A 23,467-nucleotide genomic window follows, 5' to 3' on the forward strand; every position below is an offset into this window, starting at 1 on the left:
ATGATAGAGCTCGAACAAGAAGATCCAATTCCGCAAGGCGACCTCGCCCTGCAAATCACCGCGCTCCCTCGCGAAACCAACGGCTTTGGCGATATTTTCGGCGGCTGGCTGGTAGCGCAGATGGATTTGGCCGGCACCGCAATGGCGAGCAAAGTCGCTGGCGGGCGCGTTGCGACCGTTGCGATCGATCGCATGGCGTTCCTGGTCCCTGTCGCAGTGGGCGCACAGCTCTCCTTCTATACACAGGCCCTGGAAATCGGCCGCAGCTCGATTCAGATGATGGTCGAAGTGTGGAGCGACGATCCGCTGTCCAGCGAGTGGCGCAAAGTGACAGAAGCCGTGTTTGTGTTCGTCGCCATCGACGGCAGCGGCCGCACTCGCTCTGTTCCACCACGAGCGCGTTAAACGCTGCGACTGTTTTGCGGTCCATTGCAGTCCTGTTAGAGATCGAGAGTTGCCCCCATGAGCACGCCCAACGTTGAAGCCGTGAAACTGGATGAACTGAACTGCTGGCGCATCCGCCACGGGCAGGCCGAATTGCTGGTCGCCCAGCAAGGCGCGCACATCCTCAGTTATCAGTTGGCCGGCCAGCCGCCGCTGATCTGGCTCAATGACGAGGCGGTGTTCCAGAACGGCAAGAGCATCCGCGCCGGTGTGCCGGTGTGCTGGCCGTGGTTCGGCAATTTTTCGCGCAACCCGCCAAGCGTCCAGGCCATGCGCGTCAGTCAGGAACCGCCGACGGCCCACGGTTTTGTACGGGCGATGAATTGGGAGCTGGGTGGCATCGAAGCCGAGGGCGAGAGCCTGAAAGTGGAATTCATCCTGCCCTACCCCGAAGGCGGCTTCCCGGGCTGGCCACATCAAGTGGATTTGAAGCTGAGCATCCGCCTGGATGAGCAGTTGCACATCAACCTGACCAGCCATAATCAGGGCACGGACAGCGTCACCATCAGCCAGGCGCTGCACAGCTATTTCGCCGTCAGCGATGTTCGCAACGTGCACGTTGAAGGGCTGGATGGCTTGAGCTACATCGAGACGCTGGACGACTGGAAAACCGTCACTCAGCACGGCGATCTGCGGTTTGCCGGCGAGACCGATCGCATCTATCAAAATGTCCCGGCGACACTGAGCATCGTTGACCCGGCCTGGGAACGGCGCATCGAACTGACCAGCAGCGGATCGCGCTCGGCGGTGATCTGGAACCCGTGGATTGATCGCGCCGCGGCGTTCAGCGACATGGCCAACGATGGCTGGCAGCGCATGCTGTGCATCGAGACGGCGAACGTGATGGATGACGTGGTGACATTGGCGCCGGGTGCCAGCCACACCCTTGGCGTGAGCATCGCCAGCAAATCGCTCTAACACCGTAAAACCAATGTGGGAGCGAGCCTGCTCGCGATGGCGGTATAACAGTCAACATAGATGCTGAATGTTATGGCCACATCGCGAGCAAGCTCGCTCCCACAGTTGTTATGCCAGGCCCACTGGCGTTGTTTACAAATCCGACTCTTTCACCACTCTGACCTTCTCCGCATCCAGCGCATACGCCGCATCAGCCAGATCGTTGTTGACCTTCTCGATCTTCAACGTGCCGGTGACCCACAGCGGGGTGTAGATATCGTTCAGCTTCAACCCTTTCGGATACCGCACCAGCACCAACTGGTTAGGCGGCGGTGGCGGCACGTGGATGCAAGCGCCCGGATAAGGCACGAGGAAGAACAGCGTGCTGCGGCCCTTGGCATCGGACTCCAGCGGCACCGGATACCCGCCGATGCGGATGTTCTTGTCGTTCATCGACGGCACGGTTTTGGTCGAGTACATCACCGCCGGCAGGCCTTTGCTCTGCTTCATGCCACCCTTTTGGGTAAAGGTGCCATTGCTTTCGGGGGAGTTGTGATCGATCTCGGGCATGGCCTCAAGAGCTTTCTGATCCGACTTTGGCATCAGTTCGAGCCAGTCGGTTTCCGGCAGTTCGCCAGCGTGGGCCAAACCACTGCCCAGTAAGAGGAGAGTCAACAAAAGACGGCGCATGGAAGTGCTCGGTAATGAAAGGACTGTGTAACGCCGGGCATTCTAGCCCTCCCCGCGCGCCGCGCAGAGAGGACTTTGTCGCTTAAATCAGTTCTTTCTGATCAAGCCGTAGATCACCAGCAATACCACCGCACCGACCAGCGCACCGATGAAGCCTGCGCCTTGACCGGCCTGGTAGATGCCCAGAGCCTGACCGCCATACGTGGCCGCCAGCGAACCGCCGATACCGAGCAGGATGGTCATGATCCAGCCCATGCTGTCATCGCCCGGTTTCAGGAACCGGGCCAGTAGGCCGACGATCAAGCCGATAAAGATGGTTCCGATAATTCCCATGACATTTCCCTCTGATTTGGACACCTTGCGAAAGCCTAGTCAGACTTTCGCATCCTGCCATGAGAGAACGGCATCCCCTGAATGGTTCCGCCGCTGCCACATGAAACTATTTATTCGGCGATCAGTGCTTCGACCTTGAGGATCTGTGCCGCCAGCGTCTCGCGGTCTGCACAACGCAGGTTGGCGTGACCGACTTTACGGCCGACCTTGAACGCCTTGCCGTAGTGATGCAGATGGCAATCGGCGATGGCCAGGACTTTTTCCGTCTCAGGCACTTTGCCGATGAAGTTGAGCATCGCGCTCTCGCCAACCTTGGCCGTCGAACCCAACGGCAGACCGGCGACGGCCCGCAGGTGGTTTTCGAACTGGCTGCACTCAGCGCCTTCGGTAGTCCAGTGCCCGGAGTTGTGCACACGCGGGGCGATTTCGTTGGCCTTCAGACCACCGTCGACTTCAAAGAACTCGAACGCCATCACGCCGACGTAATTCAACTGCTTGAGCACGCGGCTGGAATAATCCTCAGCGAGCGCTTGTAGCGGGTGGTCGGTGCTGGCCACGGACAGCTTGAGGATGCCGTTTTCGTGAGTGTTGTGAACCAACGGGTAAAACTTGGTTTCGCCATCGCGAGCACGCACGGCGATCAGCGAAACTTCGCCGGTGAACGGCACGAAGCCTTCCAGCAGGCAAGCAACACTGCCCAGCTCAGCGAAGGTGCCAACGACATCTTCCGGTGTGCGCAGGACTTTCTGGCCTTTGCCGTCGTAACCCAGCGTGCGGGTTTTCAGTACCGCCGGCAGGCCGATGGACGCCACGGCAGCATCGAGGTCGGCTTGCGACTGAATGTCGGCGAACGCCGGGGTGGGAATCCCCAGGTCCTTGAACATGCTCTTCTCGAACCAGCGATCACGAGCGATGCGCAGCGCTTCGGCACTCGGGTAGACCGGGACGAATTGCGACAGGAACGCCACGGTTTCGGCCGGGACGCTTTCGAATTCAAAGGTCACCAGATCGACTTCATCAGCCAGCTGACGCAGGTGATCCTGATCGCCGTAATCGGCTCGCAGGTGTTCGCCCAATGCGGCTGCGCAAGCATCCGGCGCCGGGTCCAGGAAAGCGAAGTTCATGCCCAGCGGAGTGCCCGCCAGTGCCAACATGCGACCCAACTGGCCGCCACCGATTACACCGATCTTCATCGTCAACAACCTCAGGCGATGCGTGGGTCTGGATTGTCCAGGACGCTGTCTGTCTGCTCAGCACGGAAAGTTTTCAGCACCGCATGGAACTGCGGGTGCTTGGCGCCCAGGATGCTCGCCGACAGCAGGGCGGCGTTGATCGCGCCAGCCTTGCCGATGGCCAGGGTCGCAACCGGAATGCCCGCGGGCATCTGCACGATAGAGAGCAGCGAATCGACGCCCGACAGCATCGACGACTGCACCGGGACGCCCAGCACTGGCAGGTGGGTCTTGGCCGCACACATGCCAGGCAAGTGGGCCGCGCCACCGGCACCGGCGATGATCACCTCGATGCCCCGCGCTTCAGCCTCTTCGGCGTACTGGAACAGCAGGTCCGGGGTGCGGTGGGCAGAGACCACTTTCACCTCGTAAGGAATGCCGAGCTTTTCCAGCATATCGGCGGTGTGGCTAAGGGTGGACCAATCGGACTTGGAGCCCATGATCACGCCAACCAGTGCACTCATCGTCGTGCCTCTTCTCTCTGGGCGCCCGCAGGCGCGTCAAAAACAACAAGCCACGCAGAAATGCGTGGCTTGATTGTACGAAAAATGGCCGGACGAACCGGCCGAAGGCCGCGCAGTATACCTCAATGAAGCAGATAAACAGCCCCTTGGCCGACCATCTGTCATAGATCACTAAAAGCCCAGGTTACTGACTCGAAAGTCAACCAAAAAAGCGCTTTGTCGTGGCAGTCGTACTGGCCTCTATAGTGCAAAAGCCCATAACTATTTTGAGCTCTGAGTTCTTACGCCATTAACACCCAAGACACATTACAGAACAACTTGAAACTTGCCACGGCAAGCAACCAAACTTAACTTACAACTTCAAATATAAACGCCACACAAACTATACACCCCGCATCACCACAACTATAAACATCGTCGACACCAAACAACACCAATCCCGCCCAGCGGGAAGTACATAAAGGACTATGACATGAACAAAGGCAAAGCAAGTCAGATCATCGACAATCTGAAAGACAACACAATTGAAAACAATGACAGCGTGCGACACAGACGTTCGCCGATAAATGACGGGCAACCTGAGCGCCTCAAAAAGCCCATTCTTTTACTCGTTTTTATCCACGACGATCTTGATGACCACGATAAAGGCAAGCTCTACGACAACTACTTTTCTTGGCTGGAGACCGAGCTTGAAGACATCTCCGGTCGCGCAGTTACGGTTATTTTCAACTCTCAATCCACCACTCCGAAAATGACCAATTACAACTACAGAAATGAAAACGCTGCAGAGGCCCTTCGGGGCTGGGAAAACAAGGTTAAAGAATTGAAAGCGAAAGCGGATACAACATTCCCTTTCAATCCTAATCTGGACAAATTTCTGTTACTCACTCGTAACGGGATGAACAGCCGCGTCGCGGGAATCGCTTCCAATAGAGGTCAGAGCGCAATGGCGACGATCGATTCCTACCTGACGCCTGCTCACGAAATAGGTCATATGTTCGGTGCCACCCATGAAGATTCGGATATCGTCTACAACGGCTGGTGGCATGACACAATTATGAAATATGACGCTAATTCTCCCGTTCGAGGTAATTACTACCATTTCAGCGAAAAGAACCGCGACAATATTCGCAACTATCTCAGTCAATTCGACTGACATCCGCAAAATCATTTATCCCAGGTGATAGGGATGGACTTGCCTTTCACCCATCTCAGTAGCAAGGCCAGCCGTGTCGCCCTCGAGTTCGCGACGGGACGAGCGACGGCCGCCTGGATCCAGCCCTTTACTATGGGCAGAAACGACAGGTCGCCCGCTGTTATAAATCAAGTTATTGATTCGAAGGTAAAGCACATAAAGCCTTCGCAAAAAAAATACCAAGTAATGCCAAGCCTGTTTCAGCATCACTAACAACAAACAGACATCGTCCTCTTAAATTTTACCGAGAGCGATACCCCTATGAGACAAACTTATGCACTCACTATTAAAACCGATTCTTACATTTATCGCCGCACTCATGATTAACATGAACGCACACGCTGTCGACTCTCCAGACAAGCTTAACGATGACCCTGCGAATCCCATCCGGCTTTTTGCGATTTTCCACGATGATGTCCCGGCAGCGAAACGAAGCGCGACCTACGCTGATCATATTCGCCCTTTCACCGTTGAATTCGAGAACATTACCGGTCGAAAAATTCACGTTATCTTTGATCGAAACAGACCTCCCTACACCAACTTCAACTATAAATCCGAAAATCAAAGCGATATGTTTCAGGGTTGGCAAAAGCTGGCGTGGGAGTATCGAAGGCTACGGCATGAGAGCAATGAATTCCCAATCTCAAGTAATGACCGAGTCCTGTTGATCACCAACGACTTCATTAACGGCGGCCCTATATTTGGCGGTGTGGGTGGTATCGCAAATCAGCCCGGATCTGCCGCTATTGCTTCGCTCGACTTCAAACAGGCGATTGGGCATGAATTGGGACATTCTTTCAATGCCATCCATGAAGAAGGAGAAGTGCTTTATAACGGCTGGTGGTGCGAGACGTTCATGTTCGAACCCTTGCCCCTTCGATCGAATTGTTTCGTCTTTAGCGAAGGCAACAGGAAACGCATCAAGGCCTATGTCGACAGCCGGTATTAAAACTAGCCAGAGGCGCGAGATGACTCTCGCGCCTGTGGCTCTTTATGCGCTCGCTGCCGCGCCACCTTCCAGTTTGCGCCACAACAACCGCACATTCGCCTTGCGCACCAATGCGCAGCGATACAGGCGAATCTCCAGCGGCACATGCCATTGCGGGCCGCCGCAGACGACCAGTTCACCGCGAGCCAGCTCGGCGCGTACGCTGAGTTGCGGCACCCAGGCGATGCCCAGCCCTTCCAGCGCCATGCTTTTCAGGCTGTCCGCCATGGCGGTCTCGTAAATGGTGGTGAAGCGTAGCGCCCGTTGGCGCAGCAACATGTTCACCGAGCGTCCAAGAAACGCGCCGGCACTGTAGGCGAGCAATGGCACGCTGCCTTCGCCCTCCAGATCGAACAGCGGTTTACCGTCTGCATCGGCGGCGCAAACCGGCAGCATCTCGGTATCGCCCAAGTGCAGCGACGGGAAAATTTCCGAGTCCATCTGCAACGCCGCGTCCGGGTCATAGAACGCCAGCATCAAATCGCAACCGCCTTCGCGCAAGGCATGCACCGCATCGCCGACGTTGGTCGCCACAAGGCGCGTCGCAATGTTCAGCCCCTCGTTGCGTAATTGGGCGATCCAGCGCGGAAAGAAACCCAACGCCAGCGAGTGAGCGGCGGCCACCTGCATGACCTCGCCCTGCCCGCCTTCCAGGTGATGGAGATGGCGCAGCACTTCACCGAGCTGCTCGACCACGGTGCGCGCCGTGACCAGAAAGAGCTGTCCCGCCGCCGTCAGTTCGATCGGCGTACGCGAACGGTTGACCAGTTGCAGCCCCAGCGCCGCTTCAAGGCTGCGGATTCGCCGACTGAAGGCCGGCTGGGTCACAAAACGTCGTTCGGCAGCCTGGGAGAAGCTGCGGGTGGCGGCCAAGGCACTGAAGTCCTCAAGCCATTTACTTTCCAGATTCATCACGCCCTCCCGGACACGCACCAATTTAGGTCACACGCTCGCCACACACGTGGCGTCACATGGGCATTATGCCGAATGTGCATAGGCCAGTGTTTAACAGCATTGGCCGAAAATTATCCACAAGCCTAGCATTTGCAGCGTTCCGGCACAGACCGGGTCCATATCGAGATGATTTCTATCATGTCCTCCGCTGCATCTTTCCGCACAGAAAAAGACTTGCTTGGCGTACTCGAAGTACCGGCTCAAGCGTATTACGGCATCCAGACCCTGCGAGCGGTGAACAACTTCCGTCTCTCCGGCGTTCCGATTTCGCATTACCCGAAACTGGTTGTCGGCCTGGCGATGGTCAAACAGGCCGCCGCTGACGCCAACCGCGAGTTGGGTCACCTGAGCGAAGCCAAGCACGCTGCCATCAGCGAAGCCTGTGCACGATTGATCCGCGGCGATTTCCACGAAGAGTTCGTGGTGGACATGATTCAAGGCGGCGCCGGCACTTCGACCAACATGAATGCCAACGAAGTGATCGCCAACATCGCGCTGGAGGCCATGGGTCACCAGAAAGGCGAGTACCAATACCTGCACCCGAACAACGACGTGAACATGGCGCAGTCGACCAACGACGCCTATCCGACAGCAATCCGTCTGGGTTTGCTGCTGGGTCATGACGCGCTGCTGGCCAGCCTCGACAGCCTGATCCAGGCGTTCGCCGCCAAAGGTCAGGAATTCGCTCACGTCCTGAAAATGGGCCGTACCCAACTGCAAGACGCCGTGCCGATGACCCTCGGCCAGGAATTCCGCGCCTTCGCCACCACACTGGGCGAAGACTTGGCCCGTCTGAAGACGCTGGCCCCCGAACTGCTGACCGAAGTGAACCTGGGCGGCACCGCAATCGGTACCGGCATCAACGCCGACCCGCGTTACCAGCACCTGGCCGTTCAGCGCCTGGCCGTGATCAGCGGTCAACCGCTGGTTCCAGCCGCCGACCTGATCGAAGCCACCTCCGACATGGGCGCCTTCGTGCTGTTCTCCGGCATGCTCAAGCGCACCGCGGTCAAGCTGTCGAAGATCTGTAACGACCTGCGCCTGTTGTCCAGCGGCCCACGCACCGGCATCAATGAAATCAACCTGCCAGCGCGTCAGCCAGGCAGCTCGATCATGCCCGGCAAGGTCAACCCGGTCATCCCGGAGGCCGTGAACCAAGTGGCGTTCCAGATCATCGGCAACGACCTGGCGCTGACCATCGCGGCCGAAGGCGGCCAGCTGCAACTGAACGTGATGGAGCCGCTGATCGCGTTCAAGATCTTCGACTCGATCCGCCTGCTGCAACGCGCCATGGACATGCTGCGCGAGCATTGCATCGTCGGCATCACCGCCAACGAAGAGCGCTGCCGCGAACTGGTCGAGCACTCGATCGGCCTGGTCACCGCGCTGAACCCGTACATCGGCTATGAAAACGCCACCCGCATCGCCCGTATCGCTCTTGAAAGCGGCCGCGGCGTGCTGGAACTTGTGCGCGAAGAAGGCTTGCTCGACGAAGACATGCTCGCCGACATCCTGCGCCCGGAAAACATGATTGCTCCGCGTCTGGTGCCTCTGAAGGCCTAACCGAACGCAACGCCGGCTCTTGCTCTTTTAACCAAGAGCAACGGGAGCCACGCTCACCAGGTCGAGGGACTAGACACCTCTCACCTTTTGAGGGCTTGGGGATTTATTCCCCAAGCCCTTTTTTTTAACTCTTTGGCAGTAAGACAGAATGTCTGGAAGCTGAAATGTAAGAGCAGCTTCTGCATAAGCCTGGCGCCGGTAACGTCAGGTGCTTCAAGGCTTCGATTCATCGCTTGCACCACAATCGTGCAGACGGACGTCACTCTGGTAGGTATAGTGCCGCCCCTCTTCGCGTGAGCGGTCGTCGGTAACGAGGCTCAAACCCATGCGAAACCCGAACTAATAACAAACCCGCAATATGAAACCGGGACGAATGTTCGCCTCACCTGTCTTGCCAAGTGCAAACCGGTGTAACGCGATGTTTCGACTCGTCCAGCATTTGCCTAAACAAAAAACAGCGAGGAATAATCCATGCTCGAAGTCATTAACGACTTCCTCTCAGGGAAAGTACTGATCGTGCTCATTGTCGGGCTCGGTAGCTACTTCACGATCCGCTCGCGTTTCGTTCAACTGCGTCACTTCTTCCACATGTTCTCGGTGTTCCGCGACAGCCTCAAAAGCAGCGCCGGGCAACTCAGTTCGTTCCAGGCCTTGATGCTCAGCCTCGCCGGCCGCGTTGGTGCGGGCAACATCGCCGGTGTCGGCATCGCCGTAACCCTGGGTGGTCCGGGTGCAGTCTTCTGGATGTGGGTGACCGCACTGGTCGGCATGTCCAGCAGCTTCTTCGAATGCTCCCTTGGTCAGCTCTATAAACGCGCCGATGCCGATGGCACCTACCGTGGCGGTCCGTCCTACTACATTCAGCACGGTCTGCAGAAGCGCTGGTTGGGCATGATCATGGCCTTCCTGTTGCTGGTGACTTTCGGGTTTGCCTTCAATGGGCTGCAATCCCACGCCGTGACGCACTCGCTGAACAACGCGTTCGGCCTCGACACCACCTGGACCGGCCTGGCTCTGGCGGTATTGCTGGGCCTGGTGTTCGTGGGCGGGATCAAGCGTATCGCCAAGGTCGCTGACCTGCTGGTGCCGGTGAAAACCCTGGTGTACATCGGCGTGACCCTCTACGTGATCGTGCTGCAATTCGATCACGTTCCTGGCATGTTGATGACCATCGTCAAAAGCGCCTTCGGTCTGGATCAAGCCTTCGGCGGCCTGATCGGCAGTGCCATCGTCATGGGCGTGAAACGCGGCGTGTTTGCCAACGAAGCCGGTTTGGGCAGTGCGCCGAACGTGGCCGCCGTAGCCTCGGTAGAACACCCGGTGGCACAAGGTGTGGTTCAGGCTTTCAGCGTGTTCCTCGACACCTTCGTGATTTGCACCTGCACCGCGTTGCTGATTCTTTTGTCGGGTTTCTATACCCCAGGCTTTGAAGGCGATGGCATTGCCCTGACCCAGAACTCGCTGGCCGCCGTGGTCGGTGACTGGGGCCGTAGTTTCATCTCCGTGGCCTTGTCGTTGTTCGTGTTCACCTCGATCCTCTACAACTACTACCTGGGCGAGAGCAACCTGCGCTTCCTGATCGGTGAAAACCGCAAGGCGTTGATCGGCTATCGCGCACTGGTGCTGGTGCTGATCTTCTGGGGTGCGATCGAAAACCTCGGCACGGTGTTCGCCTTCGCCGACATCACCATGACCCTGCTGGCGTTCGTGAACCTTATCGCGCTGTTCCTGCTGTTCAAGGTCGGCATGCGCATCCTGCGTGACTACGATGACCAGCGCTCGGCCGGCATCAAGACGCCTGTGTTCGATTCGAGCAAGTTCCCGGATCTGGACCTGGACTTGAAAGCCTGGCCTGCCAATCCGCCCGCTGCCACTCCCAAGGCCGCAGCACAGCCGCAAGGCGTACCCGCAGCGCAACGCTGATCGGTGAATGACGGGCGCATCCCCTGCGCCCGTCAGTTAAAGTGCACAACTTGTGTGAGCGAGCCTGCTCGCTCCCACATGTCATCTCTTGTGGAGACTTCCCCATGGTTGCCAATTCCTTTCCTGCCGCCCAGCACGTCATGGTGCTCTACACCGGTGGCACCATCGGCATGCAGGCCAGCGCCAACGGCCTGGCCCCGGCGTCCGGTTTTGAAGCGCGGATGCGTGACTACCTGCACAGCCAGCCTGACCTGGTTGTGCCGCAGTGGCGCTTTCGTGAAATGTCGCCGCTGATCGACAGCGCCAACATGTCTCCCACCTATTGGCAGCAACTGCGTGAAGCGGTGGTCGACGCCGTTGATGTTCAAGGCTGCGACAGCGTGCTGATTTTGCATGGCACCGACACCTTGGCTTACAGCGCAGCGGCGATGAGCTTTCAGTTGCTCGGCCTGCATGCCCGCGTAGTGTTTACCGGCTCAATGCTGCCTGCCGGCGTGACCGACAGCGATGCCTGGGAAAACCTCAGCGGCGCGCTGGTTGCGCTGGGCCAAGGCTTGCCATCGGGCGTTCATCTGTACTTCCACGGTGAACTGCTGGCCCCGACCCGCTGCGCGAAAGTGCGCAGTTTCGGGCGCCATCCATTCAAGCGTCTTGAGCGTCAGGGCGGCGGTGTGAAGGCCACTTCGCTGCCGACGCAATTAACCTACAACCAACCGAAACAACTGGCCAAAGTCGCCGTGCTGCCGCTGTTCCCCGGGATTGGTGCCGAACAGCTGGACGGTGTGTTGAACAGTGGCATTCAAGGCCTGGTGCTGGAGTGTTACGGCAGTGGCACGGGGCCGAGCGATAACCCCGAGTTTCTCGCCAGCCTGGAGCGGGCGCGGGACAAAGGCGTTGTGGTGGTCGCGGTAACGCAGTGCCACGAAGGCGGCGTTGAGCTGGATGTGTATGAGGCCGGCAGTCGCTTGCGCGGTGCTGGCGTGTTGTCGGGTGGCGGCATGACCCGTGAGGCAGCGTTTGGCAAGTTGCATGGGTTGCTGGGTACCGGGCTCGACACCGCCGAAGTACGCCGACTCATCGAGCTCGACCTCTGCGGCGAACTCATCTGAAACACCACAAAACCTGTGGGAGCGGGCTTGCTCGCGAAGACGGCGCCACATTCAGCATCGACGTGACTGCCACACCGCCTTCGCGAGCAAGCCCGCTCCCACAGGGTTTTGCGCTCGGCATATAACTTGCTGCGGTTCCAGCATCCAATGGCTGGAACCACCCATGCTCCACTCCCACCTCACCACCCTCAACGCTGTCTCACTGGTGCTCAACACCTTCAAGGCCGAAGGCCTGTCCAGCGAAGCGCTGCTCGCGGGAAGCGGCATCAGCGCGGCGGATCTGAGCCGGGCGGACACGCGCATCACCACCAACCAGGAGATGCAGGTCTGCGCCAATGCGGTCGCGCTCAAGCGTGACATCGGCCTGGAACTGGGGCGGCGCATGCACGTTTCCTCCTACGGCATGCTCGGTTATGCGCTGCTCACCAGTGCCACCTTCGGTGACGCGTTACGGCTGGCGATGCGTTATCCGGCGCTGTTGGGAACACTTTTCGAGTTGAGCCTGGAAAGCGATGGCGAGCGCGTCTGGTTCGTGGCCGCCGATTACCGGGAAAGTCCGGCGATGGCCGTATTCAATGCCGAATTTTGCCTGGTGTCCTTGAAAGTCATCTGCGACGACTTGATCGGGCATCCGCTGCCATTGCTGGCGGCCCGCTTCGAACATGCCGCCCCTGACTACGAGGCGACCTACGCGGAGCACTTCGACTGTCCGCTGCACTTTGAGGCACGGGACAACGCCTTTGCCTTCGATAAATGCTGGCTCGACCTCCCCCTGCCGCTCGCCGACGTCATCACCCACCAGGCCATGGCCGAACGCTGCCGCAAACAAAACACCGAGTTCACCGGGCGTCAGGCGTGGCTGGGACGGATTCGCCAACTGCTCAGCGCCCAACTCAATGCGGCGCCCGGTCTTGAAGGATTGGCCGAGCAGATGAATTGTTCAGCGCGAACCTTGCGTCGGCACCTCAAGGACCTGGGCTGCAGTTACCAGGAATTGCTTGATGAACTCCGGTTTGAACAAGCCAAACATATGCTGTGTGAAGACCAGATGCCGATCTACCGGATCGCCGAGGCGCTGGGCTTCAGCGAGACCGCCAGTTTCCGCCATGCCTTTGTGCGCTGGAGCGGTGTGGCGCCGAGTCAGTTCAGGCCACACGGATAACCCTTGTGGGAGCGGGCTTGCTCGCGAAGAGGCCAGCACATTCGACACATTTCCATTGACCGAAAGAACGCCTTCGCGAGCAAGCCCGCTCCCACAGGTTCAACAGCACATGCTCTGAACCGGGGCACCATCGCGCCAATAAGGGGCGAATTTCGGTCATGTATTTTGGCCATATTTATCCCCTTTTGGCCTTTCCTGCCGTTCTCCGAATCGCGCCGCGCCGCAAGACTGTGTTCAACCGAATCAGCCTGCGGAGAACAAGAAAATGCTGACGATCTACTCGGACGATCACCACCTGCACCACGGCCGTTGCGAATTGATGGACGGGCAATTGATGCCCTGCTTCGAGATGCCCTCACGTGCCGACCACGTATTGCAACGTGTGCAAAACCAGAACCTGGGCCCGGTCCAGGCGCCACAGGATTTCGGCCTCGATCCGATCGCGCGCATCCACAGCCGCGACTACCTCGATTTCTTCAAAGGTGCCTGGGCACGCTGGACCGAATTCAACACCGACGGCGACTTGCTGCCCTACACCTGGCCGGCCCGCACCTTGCGCCGGATTCTGCCGACCAGCCTGCACGGCCAGCTCGGTTATTACAGCTTCGACGGCGGTGCTCCGATCACCGCCGGCACCTGGCAAGCGGCGTACAGCGCAGCCCAGGTCGCCCTCACCGCACAAGCCGCCATTCAGAATGGCGCCCGCAGTGCCTTCGCCCTGTGCCGTCCGCCGGGACACCATGCCGCCAGCGATTTGATGGGCGGTTATTGCTACCTCAACAACGCCGCCATCGCCGCTCAGGCCTTCCTCGACCAAGGCCATAAAAAGGTCGCGATTCTCGACGTCGATTACCACCACGGCAATGGCACGCAATCGATTTTCTATGAGCGCAGCGATGTGCTCTTCACTTCGATCCACGGCCATCCCGAAGCCGAGTTCCCGTTCTTCCTCGGCTATGAAGACGAACTGGGCGAAGGCGCCGGTGAAGGCTTCAACTTCAACTACCCTTTGCCCGCCGGCAGCGGGTGGGACAGCTGGAGCGCAGCGCTGGAACACGCCTGCAAGGAAATCGAAAAATACGGCGCCGACATCGTCGTCGTGTCCCTGGGCGTCGACACGTTCAAGGACGACCCCATCTCCCAATTCAAGCTCGACAGCCCGGATTACCTGGCGATGGGCGAGCGCATCGCGGGTCTCGGCAAGCCGACGCTGTTTGTGATGGAAGGCGGCTACGCGGTGGAAGAAATCGGCATCAACGCCGTGAATGTTCTCGAAGGTTTTGAAAGCGCCCAATGAGGAATTAAAACAATGAACAGACTCAAGCGTTTTATCGCCCCGGCACTGTGCGCCACAGTGCTCAGTGGCGCCGTCCATGCTGAAGAGCGAACGTTGCGCGTCTACAACTGGTTCGACTACATCACGCCCAAGGCCCTGGAAGATTTCAAGGCGCAGAACACCCAGACCAAACTGGTCTATGACATCTTTGACACCAACGAAGCGCTGGAAGCCAAGCTGCTGACCGGCAACTCCGGCTACGACGTGGTGGTGCCGTCCAACGTGTTCCTCGCCAAGCAGATCGAAGCCGGGGTGTTCCAGCCACTGGACCGCAGCAAACTGCCGAACTGGAACCACCTCGATCCCAAGCTGATGAAGCTGATCGAAGCCAACGACCCGAGCAACAAATTCGCCGTGCCGTACATGTACGGCACCATCCTGATCGGCTTCAACCCGGACAAAGTCAAAGCCGCCCTGGGTGACAACGCGCCAGTGGACAGCTGGGACCTGATCTTCAAGGAAGAGAACATCAGCAAACTCAAGCAGTGCGGCGTCGCCCTGCTCGACTCGCCATCGGAGATCCTGCCGCTGGCCCTGCAACACCTTGGCCTGGACCCCAACAGCAAGAAGCCGGCGGACTACGACAAGGCTGAAGCGCTGTTGATGAAGATTCGTCCGTACGTCACCTACTTCCATTCCTCCAAGTACATGGCCGATATCGCCAACGGTGACATCTGCGTCGCGGTCGGTTATTCCGGCAGCTTCTCCCAGGCCGCCAACCGCGCCAAGGAAGCCAAGAACGGCGTCATCGTCGACATGCGCCTGCCAAAAGAGGGTGCGCCGATCTGGTTCGACATGCTCGCCATCCCTAAAGGCGCGAAGAATCCGGACGATGCCTACACCTTCATCAACTACCTGCTGCAACCGCAGGTGATCGCCCCGGTCAGCGATTTCGTCGGCTACCCGAACCCGAACAAGGACGCCACGGAAATGGTCGACCCGGCCATTCGCAACAACCCGAACCTGTACCCGACCGAAACAGCGATGGGCACGCTCTACACCCTGCAACCGCTGCCGCGCGATGCCGAACGCGCACGGACCCGGGCCTGGACCAAAATCAAGTCCGGGACCTGATTCCCCCTCAAGATCAAAGGCCCGCGCGATAGCGGGTCTTTTTTTGAAGGCATAAATAGTTACCACCCCGGGCTCCTGGCGCCCCATTACCGTTGGTGCAATCAAGAGGTCCTTCTTGTCCTCCTCCCTGCTCCAAGGTAGCCGTCATGAGCAATATCATTCCATCCGAGTCCCTGGATGACGCCACGCTTTTAGTAGAAAAAAGCGAGCTGATCGGGCAGATCAGTCACGGTCCTTTGCCAAAAGATGTGGCCTCACAGCTGTTGCGCCAGGCATTGGGAACGCTCTATCCGCAACTGAACATCGACCCGGACCAAACGACCATCGCTACACCACAATGGAACGTCGTGAACGATCAGGTCGAAGCAGGCCCGATCGAATTCCAGTCACTGACCTTCACACTCTTGCGCAATAGCCTGTTCGGAACAAAAGCCAATTTCCTTGAAGGGCAGCATTTCCTGACACTGGAACCCGACGTCAAGAACCCGGTTCACCTTGCGGTCAGCATCGAGGAAATTGCCAAGGTACTGAACGACACCGCGCCGCAGCTGTTCATCGAGCTGCAACGTCAGCAACTGGAATTCTGGAACCACAAAGGCAGGAAAATGGCTCGCTGGCTGGAGCTCTCCGACTCATTGCGCAAAACACTGAACGTGCAATCGGTCAAAGGCTGGGACGCCGATGAATGCGCCATGGCGCGTGCAGTGTTCAACGATCCGGATCGAGCCACCCGCCAACATTCAATCAGCGGGCTGTCGGCGATCCAGGCCTGCCTGATTGATATCGATACCGTTGAAAACGATGTCGACAGCCATCTGTTGATCGGTGGCGCCCTGGTGCTCAGGGCCACCCGCGGTAAACGCGAATTGCTGATGATGTACACGATCGAGCGTGGTTATGAGTCCTTCGCTTCAATGGAACAACTGGGCGACTCGCTGCCCGCTCGCCTGGACGATCAACCCACAGGGCGGGCCCTCAGGTGGCAGTTGTTCGAGCCTGACGGCAACGTCTTTGACCACATGGCCTGGGCCTTGGTGACGTCACAACTCGATGCCATAGACTCGATGAGGTCCATTGATGCGCCTGTCGGTGACGCCGCTTTGCCCGAGACCGGACCGGACACCCTCGAATACGCTCGCTTCCAGCATCTGGATTCGGCCATTCCCGACTGGTTGCGCGACGCATCGACCACCGATATTCAAGACTATGGTCGTTACATCAGCGCGCTGGGCATGCTCTATCGGGAACCGCAAAACAAAGCCGCCAGAGCCGAGATACCTTCCATTACCGACTATGCACAACGCCTGATGCGTGAAGCGATCATCGCTGATCCTCGCGCCATCGGCGCTGCGAGCCTACCGCTGGATGACCTGCGAATCCGCGTCACCAGCAGCTTCACTGCCGATAATCTGACGCTGCCCAATCCCCTCGATCAGCGCATCGAAACCCTGGCCGACTTCGCGCTGGAAAACGAGGCGCCTTACATGGCGACGGTTTTTTTCATCCCCGACCATCCGCTGCCGCAATGGCTGACGCCTGCGTTTCTCTCCAGCCTGGCGGCGCAGGTCAACGTCGGCGAAGCGTACCCCACACTGATCAAGCGCAAACTGATCGATGACCCCGTCGAATCCCGTCGCCAGGAATCTTTCTACTGCGATCAGTTGCGGTTGCTGCTGCCGCTTCTGGCGCTGGAGGGCAAGGTCAAACAAGAGGCAGGGATCGATGAATACTGCTATCGATACGTCAGGGAGTTGTTTGATCCCGACAACGAAACAACCCGGTCCATTGCCATCTACCCACTCACGCTGACACCGCAACATCGCTTGATCAGCGCCAGCGACACGGTCGCAAACATGTTCATCATCAGCCCTCGAAATGCCCGCAGCGGCCCTTGTCTGCTTTATCGCCCGATGCTGGATCAGCCCTTGTTGCAGTTTCCCTCCAGGCAAAACCTGCTGTACGCGCTGCACCAACCCGGCGAACTCAGGGACTCGCTACTGGCATGGCTGCCCGACAAAACCCTGAGCTTTGAATACGCTCAGTCTGTTTTCCCGGTGGGCCTGCCTTCCCCTTGGCTGGTGGCCGAACAGTTGGTCAATCCATTGCAGCGCGCGGACCGCTTCGGGCGCGTGGTGTTCGAGAGTGAAGAAATCACCGGCAACATCCTGTCGGTGCTGTTCAAGAGCAATGCGCAGGCATTGGTTGATCTGGCTGACCGCCAGTCGCAATCGAATGCGGAGCGACGCTGGAGCCTGCTCAAAGACAGCAGCTGGGCTTTGTTCAACGCAGCTTCGAATGTCCTCAGCGGCGCCGTTGGAACGGCCGTCTGGGTATGGCAGAGCATCAACGAAATCCAAGAAGCTCTCGACGCCAGTGACAAGGGCGACAGCGTTATCGTGTGGACTTCCGTCTCGGACATTCTCCTGACCCTGGGCATTATTCTCAGCCATCACGCCGTGCTGCGGCGCAAGACGCTATCAGGCAAAACACGGCGTTCGGCGGAGAAGGAAGTCCCGCCGAAAATCGAGCCTGGCGCCATCACCTTCAACCCCGTGCCGCTGCCCTCGGAACTTGCGCCGGAGCACTACACCTCGCTTGAAGTCGCGGGTGCAGTGCCACGTCGCACACCTGCGGCGCTGGGCACCTGGCTGGATACATTCAAAGTCCCGGCAATCGATATCGCGGCCGAGAACGTGACGAAGGTGAACGAAGCGCCTCCCCATCTCTACCAGCTCGACGACAAACAGTTTGCCCAGGTCGGCGATCGATGGTTCCAGGTCCTGGTCAACGGGGACGGACAGGCTTGTATTGTTGACCCCGGCCACCTCAGCCGAACCGGTCCGCCACTGGTTCATAACAGCACAGGGCAATGGTTTATCGATCTGCGGTTACGCCTGCGCGGGGGAGCCGGGAATGTGTTCAGTAAACCCCAGGTCGCTGCCGGCGAGCTGCGCAAACATGAATTGGACAAGGTTCTGGAAACCTTCAAAAGCCAGGAAGCGCAGAGCGAAACCGAGCTGACGGCGATGCATACCGATATTCAGAAAGCCGATAGCCAAGACTACGACCGCTTATGCATGGCCTATGCGCAAAAACTGGACACGATCATCGGCGGGTATCACAAGGCGTTGGAACAACTGCAGGAATGGCGCACGTTGGGTGGATCGAAGAACTATGTCTACGACCTGCTACGCATGAGCACCTTGCTGCAAAAGAATCTCGCGTTGTGGTTTGTGATCAAAAAAAACCAGTATGCCGAGGCCACCCATATGCTGAGCAACTCAGGCCAGGCAGATCCGCTGCCGCTGGAGAGCTACATCAGCAGGATCCAGCAGGCGACCGACTTGAGCCACGAAATGGTCGATAAACTGGCCCTGTCGAGCTCAACGCTTGAGGGTATGCGCGCGGCGGGACGAGCCGGTATCGAGCGATCAGTCGAAATAAGGAAGCTCACGCCTTCGTTCACTGCGCTGGATCTCAAAGCCAATGAAATCGGCATGGCCCAGGAGCTGTGCATTCAAGAGCAAGCCAGCCCGATGATGTCCCAGGCGCGAGACGCCGTCGGCAAGATCGTCGTAAGTGCCGCCCATGCCGCCAATCAGCTGGTGGACCTGATAAAAGCGGCTGATGCCCCCCACCCTTTGCAGCCGCCTGTCGAAGTGATGAGCCGTTTGGTGGAGGCGTTCGCCGACGCCGATCAGCGTATTCAGGAACTGCCCGTCTCCTACCCTGGCCTGGTCAGGCAACCCCGGCTTAATCATCTGCGAGCGCTTGTTGCCGAGTTCGAACAACTGGCACAGGACCGACTTCAGGCATTGCTGCCAGAGCCGCAGATTGTGCGAAAACCGGCAGAGCGAGGACAGCAGGGCCCTTCACGGCAACCGGCCAAAGTGCGCAAGAGCCGACCACGCGACTCCAGCCGCACTGACGTCGAGAACACCACAGACGAACCCATCAAGCCCATCGCATTGACCCGCCAATTGCCATCCTCGGCCCTCGATGACAACGGGGTTATCGAGGCCGGCATTGAACTGAACCTCAATACTCGTGAGTTCATCACCCAGACGCGTAAAGATGCCCTGCGTCCGAGGCGCATCCCCGCCGACATGCAGGATGTGTTTGACCAACAGGCAGTCAAACTGGAGCACGGTGCCAGCCAGGTGGATCAGGCCATGATCCGGATCAGCAAAGCAGGGGGAACGCCCCCGCCAATCGCCACGCTCAGCCTGGAATTGCGTGAGACGGCCCGCCGGATGCGTCAAGAAGGAATTAAAGTGCGAGCGCGCCTGTACCAAAAGCGCAAACCGACACAAAGCGCTTTCAAATGGCTGCATGAGAACCGACAGGTTGAGATCCGTCGCGACGAACGAGGACGCATCCAGACCAAAGGCTTAGGCGACGTCTTCCAGGAATACCGGATTCTCGACAAGGCAACCAACCAGGTATTTTGGCTGGCGCATTTTCACTATGAAGCGCTCGACAGCCCAGCGGATAACCCCACCGCGGCACACTTGAAAGTCTCGGATGACTTTCTCAAGAACCTCGCCCCTGAACAGCAGCAGGTCTTGAGCAGCGTCGAGCCGATTGATGGTGTCCTGCGCAAACTGCTCGATCCCGACCTGCGCCAACTGTTTCTGAGTCTGGAACCACAGACCGAAACCTGAGGTACCGCGTGATTAACGCCAGACCTTTTCCAGACGCGCGAGTGCTGCGTTGATCGACGCTTCGGGCACCGCGGCAAATCCCAGGACCAGGCCTGCGCGCTGGTCCACCGGTATTTGTGTATCGGGCAGCCAGTAGCTGCTCAGTGCATTGATCTCGACATCGACGCTGGCGGCTTGCTCGATCAGTTCGCGTTCACGGGCCTGTGAGTCGACCGCCACCGTCAGGTGCAAGCCTGCCGCGACACTCGGCAGGCTGCCGATGCCGGGGATATTTTGCGGCCAACCGGCCAACAAGGTATTGCGCCGACCTAGGGCCGCACGGCGCATGCGGCGGATGTGCCGCTGAAAATGCCCTGCGCCCATGAACTCGGCCATTACCGCTTGTGTGCTCACTTCCGAATGTCGAACATCCACCGCCCGGCGTTGCGAGAAGGCCTGAACCAGGCCGGGCGGCAGCACCAGATAACCCAGTCTCAACGCCGGGAATGCAACCTTGCCAAAGGTCCCGACATACAGCACCCGCCCCTGCCGATCGAGAGCCGCCAACGGTGCCAGCGGCGCGCCGCTGTAACGGTATTCGCCGTCGTAGTCGTCCTCGACGATCCAGCCCTGGGTACGTTCGGCCCACGCCAGCAATTCAAGGCGTCGCGCCAGGCTCATCACCACACCGGTCGGGTATTGATGCGACGGCGTGACATAGGCCAGACGACAATCATTGAGCCCGTTCAATTCGGTGCAATCGATGCCCTCGGCGTCCACTGCCACACCGTGCAAACGCGCCCCTGCCACCGCGAACGCATGCCCCGCCGCCCGATACCCCGGATTTTCAATCGCGACGCCATCGCCAGGCTCTACCAGCAGCTGTGCACAAAGGCTAATCCCCTGCTGCGCGCCACTGGTGATCACTATTTGCTCAGCCGAACATTGCATGCCCCGGGAACTGCGCAAGTACGCGGCGATCATGCCGCGCAAACGCTCATCCCCTGCCGGATCGCCGTAACACAGCTGCTGCAGATCCGGTTTTCGCCAGAAAGCCGCATTCAGCTTGGCCCAGACCTCGAAAGGAAACAGATCGAACGCCGGAACGCCAACCCGAAATGCCCGGGGAGGACCACTCGGCGGCAGCGCCAAATGGTTCTTCTCGACGCGCCCCAAAGCACCACTGTGGATAACTTTACTGGATGGAACCACAGGCAAATCCAGCCAATTTGTGGATAAGGCTGTGGGTAACCCTGTTGACAACCCTGTGGATACTTTTGTGGATAATTTTTTCACCGGGAGCGCGGTTTGCGGCAATTGCGCCACGTAAGTTCCATCGCCGACACGCCCTTCGATAAACCCTTCGGCGTAAAGCTGATCGTAGGCACGGACCACACTGTTGCGGGAAATCGCCAGCGCCTCCGCCAGATCCCGGCTGGCCGGCAATCGCGTGCCGCTGGCCAGTCGTCCGTCCAGCACCCGCAGGCGCAACGCCTGATAGAGCTGGCGACTCAAGCCCTGGCGACGATCGAGTTCGATACCGGCGGGGTTGAATGAAAGAGAAAGCGGCGCCTGACTCATGGCAATGGACCTATGAAATTGGTCATTAATGGCTCTTACAACAGACCAATAGCCTGCCTAGGATGCAGACATTCGCCAAGGAATTTTTTCTATGTACAACCCAAACGGCTTTGCCATCAAAGATGTGGATGAACTGCACCAGCAGATCCTCGGCACCCGCCTCGCCATGGTAATTACGCATGGCGCGCAAGGCTTGCAGGCCAGTCATCTGCCGTTGCTCTTTCGCTCTGACGAAGGCCCCAACGGCACCCTCTACGGTCACTTCGCCCGTGCCAATCCGCAGTGGAAAGAATTGCAGGAGGGTGCCGAGGCGCTGGTGATTTTTGCCGGTGCCGATGCCTACGTCAGCCCGGGGTTTTATCCGAGCAAAGCCGAGCACGGCAAAGTCGTACCCACCTGGAACTACGTTGCCGTCCACGCTTACGGCACGGCCGAAGTGTTCAGCGATGCCGATCGCCTGCTTGGCCTGGTCAGCGCGCTGACCGATCGCCACGAGGCCGGCCGCGCTCAGCCGTGGAAAGTGGCGGACGCGCCCGCCGACTACATCGACGGCATGCTCAAAGCCATCGTCGGGTTTGCCCTGCCAATCCAGCGCCTGGAAGGCAAACGCAAGCTCAGCCAGAACCGCAGCACCGCAGACATCGCCGGCGTGCGCGAAGGCCTCGCCGCCAGCCCTGACGTCCACGACCAGGCCCTCGCCCACTTGATGCGTTAAGGAAATGAACATGAGTCAGATTGAAATTCGCCAGGTCAGCGCCGACGATCACGCCGCCTGGTTGCCGCTGTGGCAAGCCTACCTGCACTTCTACAACACCGAGTTGCCGGAGGCGGTTACGCACAGCACCTGGCAGCGCATGCTCGACCACAACGAGCCGACTCATTCCGCTTTGGCCTGGCTCGATGGCAAAGCGGTCGGCATGGTGAACTTCATCTACCATCGCTCGAACTGGAGCATTGAAAATTCCTGCTACCTTCAAGACTTGTTGGTAGTGCCGCAAACCCGCGGCACTGGCGTCGGCCGAAAGTTGATCGAATTCGTTTACGCCACCGCCAAAGAGGATGGCTGCTGCAAAGTCCATTGGTTGACCCACGAAACCAACGCCACCGCGATCCAGCTCTACGAGCGCATCGCCGAACGCCCCGGTTTCATCCAGTTTCGCAAAGCCCTTTAACGTTCAAGGAGAACAACATGTCGACTTCACTCGCCAACTGGAAAGGCGTCCCGGCGCCATCGGTTCAAACCCTCGAAGGGCGTTTCATCCGTCTGGAGAAACTCGACCCGGCGCGTCACGCCGATGGATTGTGGAAAGCCCTGCAAGGCCCGGGCTCAGACCCAAAACTCTGGGACTATTTGCCGTACGGGCCTTTTCCTGAGCGCAGCGCGTTCAATGACTGGCTGAACAATCATGCGGCCAACAGCGACCCGTATTTCTTCAGCGTGATCGACCGGGCCAGCGGTGACGTGCAGGGAATCCTCAGTCTGATGTCGATTGTTCCTGCCCAGGGTCGCATCGAAATCGGCCATGTAACCTTCGGCGCGCCGATGCAGCGCTCGCCAAAAAGCACCGAAGCGATTTACTTGCTGGCCAAGGAGTCGTTCGCACTGGGTTACCGGCGCCTGGAGTGGAAGTGCAACAACGGCAACGCCCGCTCCAAGTACGCAGCGGAGCGCTTGGGGTTCAGTTTTGAAGGTGTGTTTCGCCAGCACATGGTGGTCAAGGGGCAGAACCGGGACACGGCGTGGTACTCGATCCTGGATTCGGAATGGCCGGCGATTGGCGCCGGGTTCGAGCGGTGGCTATCCGACGAGAACCAGACGGATTCGGGCCAGGTGAAAACCCTGGCGGAGTGCCGCGCCTGACGAGCATTCCCACGCTCT

Annotated in this window: 20 protein-coding genes; 14 read left to right on the forward strand and 6 right to left on the reverse strand. The window is 58.7% G+C overall.

What is annotated here, in order from left to right; translation table 11 throughout:
* Positions 1-405, forward strand: a complete 405-nt coding sequence (locus K5K95_RS08440; RefSeq protein WP_007896491.1) for an acyl-CoA thioesterase — start codon at positions 1-3, stop codon at positions 403-405.
* A gap of 57 nt (positions 406-462) precedes the next feature.
* On the forward strand, positions 463-1,362 hold the full coding sequence (locus K5K95_RS08445; RefSeq protein WP_222589071.1) for a D-hexose-6-phosphate mutarotase: 900 nt from the start codon (positions 463-465) through the stop codon (positions 1,360-1,362).
* Positions 1,363-1,494: 132 nt separating this feature from the next.
* Here K5K95_RS08445 and K5K95_RS08450 read toward each other — a convergent pair whose 3' ends face one another.
* The 4 genes from K5K95_RS08450 to purE all read right to left on the reverse strand — a co-directional run bounded on the left by K5K95_RS08450 (position 1,495) and on the right by purE (position 4,060).
* The gene (locus K5K95_RS08450; protein ID WP_222589072.1) at positions 1,495-2,031 is read right to left on the reverse strand and encodes a DUF3299 domain-containing protein; all 537 of its coding nucleotides are present in this window, start codon (positions 2,029-2,031) and stop codon (positions 1,495-1,497) included.
* 87 nt (positions 2,032-2,118) lie between these two features.
* Positions 2,119-2,364 (reverse strand): GlsB/YeaQ/YmgE family stress response membrane protein, encoded by a 246-nt coding sequence (locus tag K5K95_RS08455; RefSeq protein WP_090177848.1) that lies wholly within the window; start codon positions 2,362-2,364, stop codon positions 2,119-2,121.
* A gap of 110 nt (positions 2,365-2,474) precedes the next feature.
* Positions 2,475-3,557, reverse strand: coding sequence for a 5-(carboxyamino)imidazole ribonucleotide synthase (locus K5K95_RS08460; protein WP_222589073.1), 1,083 nt, complete (start codon positions 3,555-3,557; stop codon positions 2,475-2,477).
* 11 nt (positions 3,558-3,568) lie between these two features.
* Complete coding sequence (gene purE, locus K5K95_RS08465; protein ID WP_019694319.1) at positions 3,569-4,060, reverse strand: 5-(carboxyamino)imidazole ribonucleotide mutase; 492 nt, start codon at positions 4,058-4,060, stop codon at positions 3,569-3,571.
* Between the two features lie 472 nt (positions 4,061-4,532).
* On the opposite strand from purE, the gene K5K95_RS08470 reads away from it, so the two are divergent.
* Together K5K95_RS08470 and K5K95_RS08475 are read left to right on the forward strand one after the other, a co-directional pair.
* A complete protein-coding gene (locus K5K95_RS08470) occupies positions 4,533-5,216 on the forward strand; it encodes a reprolysin-like metallopeptidase (RefSeq protein ID WP_222589074.1) in 684 nt (227 codons plus the stop codon).
* A 313-nt stretch (positions 5,217-5,529) separates the two neighbouring features.
* Entirely contained in the window at positions 5,530-6,204 is a 675-nt protein-coding gene (locus K5K95_RS08475; RefSeq protein WP_222589075.1) for a hypothetical protein, read from the forward strand.
* 42 nt (positions 6,205-6,246) lie between these two features.
* Here the strand turns inward: K5K95_RS08475 and K5K95_RS08480 are convergent, their stop codons facing one another.
* Complete coding sequence (locus tag K5K95_RS08480) at positions 6,247-7,155, reverse strand: LysR substrate-binding domain-containing protein (protein WP_090177832.1); 909 nt, start codon at positions 7,153-7,155, stop codon at positions 6,247-6,249.
* Between the two features lie 180 nt (positions 7,156-7,335).
* On the opposite strand from K5K95_RS08480, the gene aspA reads away from it, so the two are divergent.
* From aspA to K5K95_RS08515, 7 genes are all read left to right on the forward strand, one after another.
* A complete protein-coding gene (aspA, locus tag K5K95_RS08485; RefSeq protein WP_222589076.1) occupies positions 7,336-8,760 on the forward strand; it encodes an aspartate ammonia-lyase in 1,425 nt (474 codons plus the stop codon).
* A gap of 471 nt (positions 8,761-9,231) precedes the next feature.
* A complete protein-coding gene (locus tag K5K95_RS08490; RefSeq protein ID WP_222589077.1) occupies positions 9,232-10,683 on the forward strand; it encodes an alanine/glycine:cation symporter family protein in 1,452 nt (483 codons plus the stop codon).
* Positions 10,684-10,787: 104 nt separating this feature from the next.
* Positions 10,788-11,792 (forward strand): asparaginase, encoded by a 1,005-nt coding sequence (locus K5K95_RS08495; protein WP_222589078.1) that lies wholly within the window; start codon positions 10,788-10,790, stop codon positions 11,790-11,792.
* Between the two features lie 163 nt (positions 11,793-11,955).
* Entirely contained in the window at positions 11,956-12,954 is a 999-nt protein-coding gene (locus K5K95_RS08500) for an AraC family transcriptional regulator (protein ID WP_222589079.1), read from the forward strand.
* A 265-nt stretch (positions 12,955-13,219) separates the two neighbouring features.
* Positions 13,220-14,251, forward strand: a complete 1,032-nt coding sequence (locus K5K95_RS08505) for a histone deacetylase family protein (RefSeq protein WP_222589080.1) — start codon at positions 13,220-13,222, stop codon at positions 14,249-14,251.
* Positions 14,252-14,263: 12 nt separating this feature from the next.
* A complete protein-coding gene (locus tag K5K95_RS08510; RefSeq protein WP_222589081.1) occupies positions 14,264-15,364 on the forward strand; it encodes a polyamine ABC transporter substrate-binding protein in 1,101 nt (366 codons plus the stop codon).
* 146 nt (positions 15,365-15,510) lie between these two features.
* Positions 15,511-20,028 (forward strand): dermonecrotic toxin domain-containing protein, encoded by a 4,518-nt coding sequence (locus tag K5K95_RS08515; protein ID WP_222589082.1) that lies wholly within the window; start codon positions 15,511-15,513, stop codon positions 20,026-20,028.
* A gap of 12 nt (positions 20,029-20,040) precedes the next feature.
* Here K5K95_RS08515 and K5K95_RS08520 read toward each other — a convergent pair whose 3' ends face one another.
* A complete protein-coding gene (locus K5K95_RS08520; RefSeq protein WP_222589083.1) occupies positions 20,041-21,588 on the reverse strand; it encodes a PLP-dependent aminotransferase family protein in 1,548 nt (515 codons plus the stop codon).
* A 91-nt stretch (positions 21,589-21,679) separates the two neighbouring features.
* On the opposite strand from K5K95_RS08520, the gene K5K95_RS08525 reads away from it, so the two are divergent.
* Genes K5K95_RS08525 through K5K95_RS08535 form a run of 3 tightly spaced genes read left to right on the forward strand, consistent with a single transcriptional unit; the run spans position 21,680 to position 23,449 of the window.
* Positions 21,680-22,303: an FMN-binding negative transcriptional regulator gene (locus K5K95_RS08525; RefSeq protein WP_222589084.1), complete on the forward strand. Its 624-nt coding sequence runs from the start codon at positions 21,680-21,682 to the stop codon at positions 22,301-22,303.
* Between the two features lie 10 nt (positions 22,304-22,313).
* Positions 22,314-22,760, forward strand: coding sequence for a GNAT family N-acetyltransferase (locus K5K95_RS08530; protein ID WP_222589085.1), 447 nt, complete (start codon positions 22,314-22,316; stop codon positions 22,758-22,760).
* A 17-nt stretch (positions 22,761-22,777) separates the two neighbouring features.
* Positions 22,778-23,449: a GNAT family N-acetyltransferase gene (locus K5K95_RS08535; RefSeq protein WP_222589086.1), complete on the forward strand. Its 672-nt coding sequence runs from the start codon at positions 22,778-22,780 to the stop codon at positions 23,447-23,449.
* The last annotated feature ends 18 nt before the right edge of the window (positions 23,450-23,467 follow it).

Origin of the sequence: Pseudomonas sp. DR48, assembly GCF_019823085.1 — a bacterium.
In the GTDB taxonomy this organism is placed as follows: Bacteria; Pseudomonadota; Gammaproteobacteria; order Pseudomonadales; family Pseudomonadaceae; genus Aquipseudomonas.